The sequence below is a fragment of the Streptomyces sp. NPDC028711 genome, from assembly GCF_055565415.1.
In genome coordinates this window covers 302995-314377 of the sequence record NZ_JBVHUJ010000012.1, presented here as the reverse complement: position 1 = coordinate 314377, position 11383 = coordinate 302995, and the positions used below count along the sequence as shown (strand labels likewise).

Here is an 11383-nt window from a genome sequence, read left to right as displayed (position 1 = left end):
TGAGTTCTCAAGGAACGGACGCTTCCTTTGTACTCACCCTCTCGGGCTTTCCTCCGGGCTTCCCTTCGGTCTTGCGTTTCCGACTCTATCAGATCCTTCCGATCCGATTTCCTCGGCGCTTTCCGGTCCCTTTTGTTTTCACTCCGGGGGCCTTTCGGCGGTTCCGACTTTATCAGATGATCTGAGTCGGATTTCCCGCCTCCCGAAGAACCGTTCAGGCACACGAAGGTGCCGGTGGTTCCCGATCTGGCGGAGCCGTAAACGTACTGGAGCGGGGCGCCCCGATGCAAATCGAGGGGCCCCGCTCCGGTGTTGCGCTGGTCAGACCGTCAGACCTCGACGACGACCGGGAGGATCATCGGCCGGCGACGGTAGGTGTCGGAGACCCACTTGCCGACGCTGCGGCGGATCAGCTGCTGGAGCTGGTGGGGTTCGACGACGCCGTCCTGGAACGACTTGTTCAGGGCCTGGTCGATCTTCGGGAGCACCGCGTCGAACGCAGCGTCGTCGATGCCCGAGCCACGGGCGTGGACGTTCGGGCCGCCCACGATCTTGCCCGTCGAGGAGTCGACCACCACGAAGACCGAGATGATGCCCTCTTCGCCGAGGATGCGGCGGTCCTTGAGGTGGACTTCGGTGACGTCGCCGACCGAGAGGCCGTCGACGTACACGTAACCCGCCTGGACCTTGCCGGTGATCCGGGCGCGGCCGTCGACCAGGTCGACGACGACGCCGTCCTCGGCGATGACGATGTGGTCCTTGGGGATGCCCGTCATCGCGCCGAGCTCGGCGTTGGCGCGCAGGTGGCGCCATTCGCCGTGGACCGGCATCAGGTTCTTCGGGCGGCAGATGTTGTAGAAGTACAGCAGCTCGCCGGCCGAGGCGTGGCCCGAGACGTGGACCTTGGCGTTGCCCTTGTGGACGACGTTCGCGCCCCAGCGGGTCAGGCCGTTGATCACGCGGTAGACCGCGTTCTCGTTGCCCGGGATGAGGGACGAGGCCAGGATGACCGTATCGCCGGGGACGATGCGGATCTGGTGGTCGCGGTTGGCCATGCGGGACAGGGCCGCCATCGGCTCGCCCTGGGAACCCGTGCAGACCAGCACGACCTCGTCGTCCGGCAGGTCGTCGAGGGTCTTCACGTCCACGACGAGTCCGGCCGGGACCCGGAGGTAGCCCAGGTCGCGGGCGATGCCCATGTTGCGGACCATCGAGCGGCCGACGAAGGCGACCCGGCGGCCGTACTCGTGGGCGGCGTCGAGGATCTGCTGGATGCGGTGCACGTGGCTGGCGAAGCTCGCCACGATGATCCGCTTCTGGGCGTTCGCGAAGACCGTGCGCAGGACGTTGGAGATGTCCTTCTCCGGCGGGACGAAGCCCGGGACCTCGGCGTTCGTGGAGTCCGAGAGGAGGAGGTCGATGCCCTCCTCGCTCAGACGCGCGAACGCGTGGAGGTCGGTGAGGCGGCCGTCCAGCGGGAGCTGGTCCATCTTGAAGTCGCCGGTGGCGACGGCCATGCCCGCGGGGGTGCGGATGGCGACCGCGAGCGCGTCCGGGATGGAGTGGTTGACCGCGATGAACTCGCAGTCGAACGAACCCAGGACCTCCCGGTCCCCCTCCTTCACCTCAAGGGTGTAGGGGCGGATGCGGTGCTCCTGGAGCTTCGCCTCGATCAGGGCGAGGGTCAGCTTGGAGCCGATGAGCGGGATGTCCGGCTTGAGCCGGAGCAGATAGGGGACGGCACCGATGTGGTCCTCGTGGCCGTGCGTGAGCACGATGCCTTCGATGTCGTCGAGGCGGTCCCGGATGATGGTGAAGTCCGGCAGGATCAGGTCGACGCCGGGCTGCTCCTCCTCGGGGAAGAGGACGCCGCAGTCGACGATGAGCAGACGGCCGTCGAATTCGAAGACCGTCATGTTCCGGCCGATCTCACCGAGCCCGCCGAGCGGGATGACGCGCAGGGCGCCCTTCGGGAGCTTCGGCGGGGCGCCGAGTTCAGGATGCGGATGACTCAAAAGACTCTCCTCACCACGCACGCCACGCACCTCTTGGCACGTGGCGGGCATGACATTCGTGCACTTGCTGTTGTCAGTGTTCAGTTGTGAAGTCCGTTGTCAGAGCTCTACCCCGCCGGCGGCCAGGTCGACCTTGAGCTGCTCGGTCTCCTGGGGCGAGAGCTCCACGAGCGGCAGCCGCAGCGGGCCGGCCGGGAGGCCCTGGAGGGCGAGGGCGGCCTTGGTGGTCATGACGCCCTGGGTGCGGAACATGCCGGTGTAGATCGGCAGGAGTCGCTGGTGGATCTCGGTGGCCTTCTGCGCCTCGCCGCCCAGGTGGGCTTCGAGGAGGGCGCGGAGTTCCGGGGTGACGACGTGGCCCACGACGGAGACGAAGCCACAGGCGCCGACGGAGAGCAGCGGCAGGTTGAGCATGTCGTCGCCGGAGTACCAGGCGAGGCCGGAGCGGGCGATGGCCCAGCTCGCACGGCCGAGGTCGCCCTTGGCGTCCTTGTTGGCGACGATGCGCGGGTGCTCGGCGAGCCGGACGAGCGTCTCGGTGTCGATCGGGACGCCGCTGCGGCCGGGGATGTCGTAGAGCATCACCGGGAGCTCGGTGGCGTCGGCGATGGCCGAGAAGTGCCGGTACAGGCCCTCCTGCGGGGGCTTGTTGTAGTACGGCGTCACGGCGAGGAGGCCGTGGGCGCCGTCCCGCTCGGCCGCGCGGGCGAGCTCGATCGAGTGGTGGGTGTCGTTGGTGCCGATGCCGGCGACGACGTGGGCGCGGTCTCCGACCGCCTCCAGGACCGCTCGTACCAGCTCCGATTTCTCCGCGTCGCTGGTGGTGGGGGACTCGCCGGTGGTGCCGTTGATGACGAGGCCGTCGTTGCCTGCGTCCACCAGGTGGGTGGCGAGTCGCTGGGCACCGTCGAGGTCGAGTGCGCCGTCCGCCGTGAGGGGCGTGACCATGGCGGTGAGGACCCGCCCGAAGGGGGTCTGCGGAGTGGAGATCGGAGCCATGGGTAACACGCTACTCGCTGCTCAGCACCGGGTGTCCCCGAGGGGCACAGGAGAAAGGGAGCCCGGCGCTGCCTGCTCGGGGGTTCAGGCAGCGCCGGGTCCGTTTGATCAGCCTAGATGAACTTCGTGAAACGTCGCAATACGGACACTTCGCGTCGAGTGTTCGGACATCTGTGCGCTTAAGGGCCACAAGGCCGTCCCTGCTGGGGAGTGCGTACGTCTGCGGTATGAGTCCGCCCGTCGTCCCGAAGAATGAGATTCGGCTGCTTTGATGAAAAAGGGCACCAAAACGTCGGATCCGTCGTCTGTACCTGTGACGCATGACGACACCTGAGGAGAGTGGCTCTGATGTTCCGCCGGGATGAGGCCGTACCGTTCGCGTTCGTCGCGGAGTCCGACCAGTTCCGCAGTAACGTCACTCCGCCGCCACGGGAGCGCCTCGGTGCCTCGCAGATCATGGGTCGTACCCTGATCGGACTGACCGTCGTAGCCGGCCTCGTCGGATCGCTGATCTTCGGTATGCCGTCCCTTCAGTCCGGGGACGCGGCCACGCGTCAGCAGCAGTCCGAAGCCTCCGACAACCGCTGAGGTAGCCTCACCGGGCACTGCCCCTTCGAGCGTGCCTGTGAGTGAGGACCTGTCGTGCCCCTGCCCTTTCTGACGGCCGACCGTGCTTTTGACACGACCGACCACATCGCCCTTCCGTTCGACGACCACGACCAGTGGCGCCGTCCGTACCGGCCGGGGTCCTGGCGGGTGGGGGCGGCGGCACTCGCGCTGCTGCTCGCCTCTTTCGTGCTCCTCGCCGCGGTCATCATCACCGCCGCCGGAGGCTTCGACGGAGGGGCCGCCACCCTCGGCATCGCCGTGCTCGTCATCCTGGCCGCCCTGCGGATGCTCCGCGTGGGTACCTGGGTGAGCCGCGCCGGGGTGCGCCGCACGGCCTTCTTCTCGACCGTCACCGTGCCGTGGGCGAAGGTGACCACCGTACGGACCGTACAGCAGCCGGTGCGCTGGCTGGGGCTCCCCCGTACCGTCCAGGGGCAGGCCCTGGTGCTCGGCCGGCAGGGTGGTGAGCAGCTGGTGCTGCTCACCGACCACAACGCCGACTTCCTCTCCCGTGTCGAGGCCTTCGACCGGGCGGCCGACACGGTCGAGGCGTGGAACGCCGAGTACGGCGTCGCCCCGGCCGTCAGGCGCTGACCGGACGCCCCTCGTGGAGGGCGATGGCCCGCTGCATCGCCTTGCGGGCCCGGGGGGTGTCGCGGGCGTCGTGATAGGCGACCGCGAGCCGGAACCAGCAGCGCCAGTCGTCCGGTGAGTCCTCCGTCTCGGCCTTGCGCCGGGCGAAGACCTCGTCGGCGGAGTCCCGGTCGATCCGGCCGCCCTCCGTGCGCTTCAGCTCGTCGACGGGCAGGCCGCCCTCCGCCTCCAGTTCGGTGGCGAGGCGGCCCGCCTGACGCGCGAACCGGGTGTTCTTCCAGAGGAACCAGCCGCCGACGCCGGGCAGCAGGAACGCGACCGCGCCCATGCCCATGGCGGCGGGCTCGCCCGTGAGGAGCAGCAGGACGCCCTCCATGGCCACCACTCCGAAGACGAGCACGAGCACGGTGGCCAGGAAGACGTACGTGATCTTTCCGCCCATGGCCGTCAGCCCAGGTCCAGGAAGTGCTCCAGGCCGAAGGTGAGGCCCGGAGCGCTGGTCACACGGCGGGCGCCCAGGAGGATGCCCGGCATGAAGCTGGAGTGGTGCAGGGAGTCGTGGCGGACGGTGAGGGTCTCGCCCTCCCCGCCGAGCAGCACCTCCTGGTGGGCGAGCAGGCCCCGGAGCCGTACCGCGTGGACGGGGACGCCGTCGACGTCGGCGCCGCGCGCCCCGTAAAGGGCGGTGGTGGTGGCGTCCGGCTGGGCGCCGAGGCCGGCCTCCGCGCGGGCCGCGGCGATCAGCTGGGCCGTCCGGGTGGCGGTGCCCGAGGGCGCGTCCACCTTGTTCGGGTGGTGCAGCTCGACGACCTCGACCGACTCGAAGTACGGGGCCGCGAGCTGGGCGAACCTCATGGTGAGGACCGCGCCGATGGAGAAGTTCGGAGCGATGAGGACGCCGGTCTCCGGGGAGGCGGCGAGCCAGGAGTTCAGCTTCGCGAGGCGCTCCTCGGTCCAGCCGGTGGTGCCGACGACCGCGTGGATGCCGTGGCCCACGCAGAAGTCGAGGTTCTCCATGACCGACGCGGGGGTGGTCAGCTCGACGGCCACCTGGGCACCCGCCTCGGTAAGCGTCTCCAGCTTGTCCCCGCGGCCGAGGGCCGCGACCAGTTCCATGTCCTCGGCGGCCTCGACGGCCCTCACGGCCTCGGAGCCGATACGGCCCTGGGCACCGAGGACCGCCACGCGCAGCTTGCTCATTGCTCTGATTCCTTAGGGGATCTCGGGGTCAGGAGACCGCTTGGTGGAGGCGGTCCGCCTGCTTGTCCTTCAGCGGGCCGATCACCGAGAGCGAGGGCCGCTGGTTCAGTACATCGCGGGCGACCTCCCGGACCTCCTCCGGGGTGACGGCCGCGATCCGGTCCAGCATGTCGTCGACCGACATCTGGGTGCCCCAGCACAACTCGCTCTTGCCGATGCGGTTCATCAGCGCGCCGGTGTCCTCGAGGCCGAGCACCGTCGAACCGGACAGCTGGCCGACGGCGCGGGCGATCTCGTCGTCGGTGAGGCCGTCGGACGCCACCTTGTCGAGTTCGTCCCGGCAGATCTTGAGGACGTCGTGGACCTGGCCCGGCCGGCAGCCCGCGTACACGCCGAAGAGGCCGCAGTCGGCGAAGCCCGAGGTGTACGAGTACACGCTGTAGGCCAGACCGCGCTTCTCGCGGACCTCCTGGAAGAGGCGCGAGGACATGCCGCCGCCGAGGGCGGTGTTCAGCACGCCGAGGGCCCAGCGGCGCTCGTCGGTGCGGGCCAGGCCCGGCATGCCGAGGACCACGTGGGCCTGCTCCGTCTTGCGGTTGAGCAGCTCGACGCGGCCCGCCGCGCGCAGGGTGCGCCGGCCTTCGCGGGGGGCGACGGGGACGACGTCGGTACGGCTGAGGGCGCCGGCCTTCTCGAAGGCGCGGCGGACCTGGCGTACCACCGTCGCGTGGTCGACGTTGCCCGCGGCGGCGACGACCAGGTGGGTCGGGTCGTAGTGCTTCTTGTAGAAGCGGGCGATCTGGCCACGGCTGAGCGCGTTGACGGTGTCGACGGTGCCGAGGACCGGGCGGCCCAGCGGGGTGTCGCCGAACATCGTGCGGGCGAACAGTTCGTGCACCACGTCACCGGGGTCGTCCTCGGTCATCGCGATCTCTTCGAGGATGACACCGCGTTCGGCGTCCACGTCCTCGTCGAGGATGAGCGAGCCCGTGAGCATGTCGCAGACGACGTCGATCGCCAGCGGCAGGTCGGTGTCGAGGACCCGGGCGTAGTAGCAGGTGTACTCCTTCGCCGTGAAGGCGTTCATCTCGCCGCCGACCGCGTCGATCGCGGCGGAGATGTCGAGGGCGGACCGCTGGTGGGTGCCCTTGAAGAGGAGGTGCTCCAGGTAGTGGGTGGCGCCGTTCAGCGCGGGGGTCTCGTCGCGGGATCCCACGTGCGCCCAGATGCCGAAGGTGGCGGAGCGTACGGAGGGGAGGGTCTCGGTGACGATCCTCAGGCCCCCGGGGAGGGTCGTGCGGCGGACCGTGCCGATGCCGTCCTTGCCCGGGAGAAGCGTTTGGGTACGGGCGACGGCCCGCCCCTCCGAAGAGGGGCGGGCCGTCGTCACGGAACTACGGGACGTCACTGGTCGGTGTCGCCCTTGTCGTCGGCGGCGCCGGCAGCGTTCTCGTCGTCTGCCATGACCGGAACGAGCGAGAGCTTGCCGCGCTGGTCGATCTCGGCGATCTCGACCTGGACCTTGGCGCCGATCGCCAGCACGTCCTCCACGTTCTCCACGCGCTTGCCACCGGCGAGCTTGCGGATCTGCGAGATGTGCAGCAGACCGTCCTTGCCGGGCATCAGGGAGACGAAGGCACCGAAGGTGGTGGTCTTGACGACCGTACCCAGGTAGCGCTCGCCGACCTCCGGCATGGTCGGGTTGGCGATGCCGTTGATCGTGGCGCGGGCGGCCTCGGCCTGCGAGCCGACCTGGGCACCGATGTAGATGGTGCCGTCGTCCTCGATCGTGATCTCGGCGCCGGTGTCCTCCTGGATCTGGTTGATCATCTTGCCCTTGGGGCCGATGACCTCACCGATCTTGTCCACGGGGATCTTGACGGTGATGATCCGCGGGGCGTTGGGGGACATCTCGTCCGGAACGTCGATCGCTTCGTTCATCACGTCGAGGATGTGCAGACGCGCGTCGCGGGCCTGCTTCAGCGCGGCGGCCAGGACCGAGGCGGGGATGCCGTCGAGCTTGGTGTCGAGCTGGAGCGCGGTGACGAAGGTCTTCGTGCCGGCGACCTTGAAGTCCATGTCACCGAACGCGTCCTCGGCACCGAGGATGTCGGTGAGGGCGACGTAGTGCGTCTTGCCGTCGATCTCCTCGGAGATCAGGCCCATGGCGATACCGGCGACGGCGGCCTTCAGCGGCACACCGGCGTTCAGCAGCGACATGGTGGAGGCGCAGACCGAGCCCATGGACGTCGAACCGTTGGAGCCGAGGGCCTCGGACACCTGGCGGATCGCGTAGGGGAACTCCTCGCGCGTCGGCAGCACCGGCACGATGGCGCGCTCGGCGAGCGCGCCGTGGCCGATCTCACGGCGCTTGGGCGAGCCCACGCGGCCGGTCTCGCCGACGGAGTACGGCGGGAAGTTGTAGTTGTGCATGTAGCGCTTGCGGGTCACCGGGGAGAGGGTGTCCAGCTGCTGCTCCATGCGGAGCATGTTGAGGGTGGTGACGCCCAGGATCTGGGTCTCGCCACGCTCGAACAGCGCCGAGCCGTGCACGCGCGGGATGGCCTCGACCTCGGCCGCGAGCGTACGGATGTCCGTGAGGCCACGGCCGTCGATGCGGACCTTGTCCTTGATGACGCGCTCGCGGACCAGCTTCTTGGTCAGCGCGCGGTAGGCGCCCGAGATCTCCTTCTCGCGGCCCTCGAAGGCCGGCAGAAGCTTCTCGGCGGCGACCTCCTTGATGCGGTCGAGCTCGGCCTCGCGGTCCTGCTTGCCGGCGATGGTGAGCGCCTTGGCGAGCTCACCCTTGACGGCGGCGGTGAGCGCCTCCAGGACGTCGTCCTGGTAGTCCAGGAAGACCGGGAACTCGCCGGTGGGCTTGGCGGCCTTGGCGGCGAGGTCCGACTGGGCCTTGCAGAGGGTCTTGATGAAGGGCTTCGCGGCTTCGAGGCCGGCGGCGACGATCTCCTCGGTGGGAGCCTCCGCGCCGTCCGCGACGAGCTGGATGGTCTTCTCGGTGGCCTCGGCCTCGACCATCATGATCGCGACGTCGCCGTCCTCCAGGACGCGACCGGCGACCACCATGTCGAAGACCGCGTCCTCGAGCTCGGTGTGCGTCGGGAAGGCGACCCACTGGCCCTTGATCAGGGCGACGCGGGTGGCGCCGATGGGGCCGGAGAAGGGCAGGCCCGCCAGGATCGTGGAGGCGGAGGCGGCGTTGATCGCGACCACGTCGTACAGATGGTCGGGGTTGAGCGCCATGATCGTCTCGACGATCTGGATCTCGTTGCGCAGGCCCTTCTTGAAGGAGGGGCGCAGCGGGCGGTCGATCAGGCGGCAGGTGAGGATCGCGTCCTCGGAGGGGCGGCCCTCCCGGCGGAAGAAGGAGCCGGGGATCTTGCCGGCCGCGTACTGCCGCTCCTCGACGTCCACCGTGAGGGGGAAGAAGTCGAGCTGGTCCTTGGGGCGCTTCGAGGCGGTGGTCGCCGAGAGGACCATCGTGTCGTCGTCCAGGTAGGCGACGGCGGAGCCGGCGGCCTGCTTGGCGAGGCGGCCGGTCTCGAAGCGGATGGTGCGGGTACCGAAGGTGCCGTTGTCGATGACGGCCTCGGCGTAGTGGGTCTCGTTCTCCACTATGGGTTTCTCCTACGTGTTCGTCTTTGCGTCCCGGGCCCGTGTGGCAGGGGACGGTGTGCGACGGGGGCGGAGAAGCTCGCTTCGGGGCTGGCCGGTCTTCGATCGAAGCACCCGGGGATTCGTTTCCCGGGGGCCACTACCGAGGACCGGCGGCGAGCCGGCGGCTCCTCGCTCGTCCGTCGTTGTGGGGTTGTGCGACCAGCCTAAGTGCCGATGCGCACTTTGCGCACGTACAGCAAAGGGAGCGGCCCCCTGAAAGTGGGAACCGCTCCCTTCACGGCGTCTTTACTTGGCGCCGCCGGCCGCACCGCGGCGGATGCCGAGGCGGTCGACCAGCGTACGGAAGCGCTGGATGTCCTTCTTGGCCAGGTACTGCAGCAGGCGGCGGCGCTGGCCGACCAGGATCAGCAGACCACGGCGGGAGTGGTGGTCGTGCTTGTGCTGCTTGAGGTGCTCGGTCAGGTCCGAGATACGACGGGAGAGCATGGCGACCTGGACCTCGGGAGAGCCGGTGTCGCCCTCCTTGGTGCCGAACTCGGTCATGATCTGCTTCTTGACAGCGGCGTCGAGTGCCACGCTGATCTCCTCTTGGGTCTTCGTGCGTCCGCGAGTGCCCCTGGTCTAGGTCTCAGGGGAATCTTCCGTGACTCGGCGGGCGAAGGTCCGATGGGCGCAGCTTCCAGAGGCTTCCGAGCGAGTCGGGGGCATTCCGGGAGCGCGTACACAAACGGCCGTCACACAGCGTACCAGCTCGTCGGAGCGCCCCTGGTGCGCCTTCGCGGGAGCGGGCCTACTTGCTGGTCAGGGAGCGGACCGCGGTGAAGACGTCGAGGACGGCGAGGCAGAGCGGGACGAGGGAGAGCAGGACGAAGCCCTCGGCCAGGTCGAGGAGGCGGCCCCAGAACGGCGAGAGGCCCTTCCTCGGGATGATCAGGCCGATCGCGGTGATCAGCGCGGCGCCGGCGGCGACGGCGGCGGTGAGCCAGATCGTACGGATGTCGAGGCCGCCCCTGTCCCCGTACATCAGGAGGTCCTTGACCAGGTCGGCCGGCGGGTTGAGAGAGAGGCCGAGGACGAGCAGCGCGATGGCGGCGATGCCGGCGACGAGGACGCAGGCGACCTGGGAGGTGTACCGGAAGAGGCGGGCGCGCAGCAGCATCGCCAGGCCGGCGGCGAGGGCGAGGAGCTGGCCCCAGACGTTTCCGGCGAAGCCGAGGACGGCGGCGGAGCCGACGACGACGGCCGCGCAGCCGCCGACGAGGCCGAGGAGCATCTCGTGGCCGCGGCGGGCCTGGAGCGCGATGCGCTCGCCGTCGACGGGCTGCGCGTCCTCGCCGGACGGCTGCTGCGGGTCGCCGAGGAACTCGTCGTCGGCGGCGCTGCGCGGGGCGGCGTAGCCGATGGGGAGCCGGGCGAAGCGGGCGGAGAGGCCGGGCAGGAAGGCGACGAGGCCGATGGCGACGGGCGCGCAGACGGCGGCGGTCTCGGTGGCGGTGCTCTCGGTCAGGATCGCCAGGAAGGTGGCGAGGGTGCCGACGCCGGCGAGGAAGGTGGCCGCGACGAAGGGCGCGTCACCGCTGGGGGTGAGCGCCACGAGGGCGACCGAGGCGACGAGGACGGTGACGCAGCCGAGCAGGAACTGCAGGCGGCCCGGGCCCGCGCCCGGGTCGGGGCCGACGATGCCGGAGCCCGCGATGAGCAGCAGCGGCAGCGCGCCGAGGCCGAGGGCGACGGCGGTCGCCCGGTCGCCGTACACGCGGGCGCGTACTCCGGCGAAGGCGGTGAGGAGGAAGCCGGCGGCGCCCGCGATGATCCCGGGCAGGCTGTGCATGTCGTGGCGGACCGGGTCGGCGAACCAGAGGACGAAGCCCATGAGGACGAGCAGCAGCACGCCGCCGAGGAGTCCGGCGCCGCGCAGCAGCTCGTCGCTCCACAGGTGCCGGTCGCGGGTGACGGCGGAGGCGACGGCGTCGGACACGTCGTCGTAGACGGCCGGCGGCAGAGACTGGGCGAACGGGCGCAGGGAGAGCACCTCGCCGTCGAGGACCTGCTGGGCGGCGAGGGTGCGGGCGCCGTCGAGGACCGATCCGTCCCGGCGGACCAGGTGATAGCCCGTGGGGGTGCCGGCGGCCTGGGTCTGTCCGGTGAGCCGCAGGATCTCCGGGTAGACGTCGGCGACGGCGATGTCCTCGGGGAGCGCGACGTCGATGCGGCTGTCCGGCGCCACGACGGTGACACGGCAGAAGCCGGTCGCTGCGGTCGTACTCACGTGTGTGGACCCCCTGATTCGCGGTTGCGCACGATGCGCGCGCCACCCTACCGGGGACGGC

Annotated in this window: 10 protein-coding genes; 2 read left to right on the top strand and 8 right to left on the bottom strand. The window is 69.7% G+C overall.

The window, feature by feature from the left end:
* Nucleotides 1–329: 329 nt before the first annotated feature.
* Nucleotides 330–2015, bottom strand: coding sequence for a ribonuclease J (locus ACZ4VK_RS31385; RefSeq protein ID WP_318207585.1), 1686 nt, complete (start codon nucleotides 2013–2015; stop codon nucleotides 330–332).
* A gap of 99 nt (nucleotides 2016–2114) precedes the next feature.
* Entirely contained in the window at nucleotides 2115–3014 is a 900-nt protein-coding gene (dapA, locus tag ACZ4VK_RS31380) for a 4-hydroxy-tetrahydrodipicolinate synthase (RefSeq protein WP_468359494.1), read from the bottom strand.
* A gap of 348 nt (nucleotides 3015–3362) precedes the next feature.
* Between dapA and ACZ4VK_RS31375 the strand changes: the two genes are divergently transcribed.
* Nucleotides 3363–3602 (top strand): hypothetical protein, encoded by a 240-nt coding sequence (locus tag ACZ4VK_RS31375; protein ID WP_468359491.1) that lies wholly within the window; start codon nucleotides 3363–3365, stop codon nucleotides 3600–3602.
* Between the two features lie 54 nt (nucleotides 3603–3656).
* On the top strand, nucleotides 3657–4217 hold the full coding sequence (locus ACZ4VK_RS31370; protein WP_468359488.1) for a hypothetical protein: 561 nt from the start codon (nucleotides 3657–3659) through the stop codon (nucleotides 4215–4217).
* On the opposite strand, the gene ACZ4VK_RS31365 is transcribed toward ACZ4VK_RS31370, so the two are convergent.
* From ACZ4VK_RS31365 to eccD, 6 genes are all read right to left on the bottom strand, one after another.
* Nucleotides 4207–4659 (bottom strand): tetratricopeptide repeat protein, encoded by a 453-nt coding sequence (locus ACZ4VK_RS31365; protein WP_250765901.1) that lies wholly within the window; start codon nucleotides 4657–4659, stop codon nucleotides 4207–4209. The genes ACZ4VK_RS31370 and ACZ4VK_RS31365 overlap by 11 nt on opposite strands.
* Before the next feature lie 5 nt (nucleotides 4660–4664).
* Nucleotides 4665–5417: a 4-hydroxy-tetrahydrodipicolinate reductase gene (dapB, locus tag ACZ4VK_RS31360; RefSeq protein WP_468359485.1), complete on the bottom strand. Its 753-nt coding sequence runs from the start codon at nucleotides 5415–5417 to the stop codon at nucleotides 4665–4667.
* Nucleotides 5418–5445: 28 nt separating this feature from the next.
* Nucleotides 5446–6825, bottom strand: a complete 1380-nt coding sequence (locus ACZ4VK_RS31355) for a M16 family metallopeptidase (protein ID WP_468359482.1) — start codon at nucleotides 6823–6825, stop codon at nucleotides 5446–5448.
* On the bottom strand, nucleotides 6822–9050 hold the full coding sequence (locus ACZ4VK_RS31350; RefSeq protein WP_468359479.1) for a polyribonucleotide nucleotidyltransferase: 2229 nt from the start codon (nucleotides 9048–9050) through the stop codon (nucleotides 6822–6824). The genes ACZ4VK_RS31355 and ACZ4VK_RS31350 overlap by 4 nt, the downstream gene beginning before the upstream one ends.
* Nucleotides 9051–9338: 288 nt before the next feature.
* Complete coding sequence (rpsO, locus tag ACZ4VK_RS31345; protein WP_030206644.1) at nucleotides 9339–9629, bottom strand: 30S ribosomal protein S15; 291 nt, start codon at nucleotides 9627–9629, stop codon at nucleotides 9339–9341.
* Nucleotides 9630–9843: 214 nt separating this feature from the next.
* Nucleotides 9844–11322, bottom strand: coding sequence for a type VII secretion integral membrane protein EccD (gene eccD / locus ACZ4VK_RS31340; RefSeq protein WP_468359476.1), 1479 nt, complete (start codon nucleotides 11320–11322; stop codon nucleotides 9844–9846).
* Nucleotides 11323–11383: the final 61 nt, after the last annotated feature.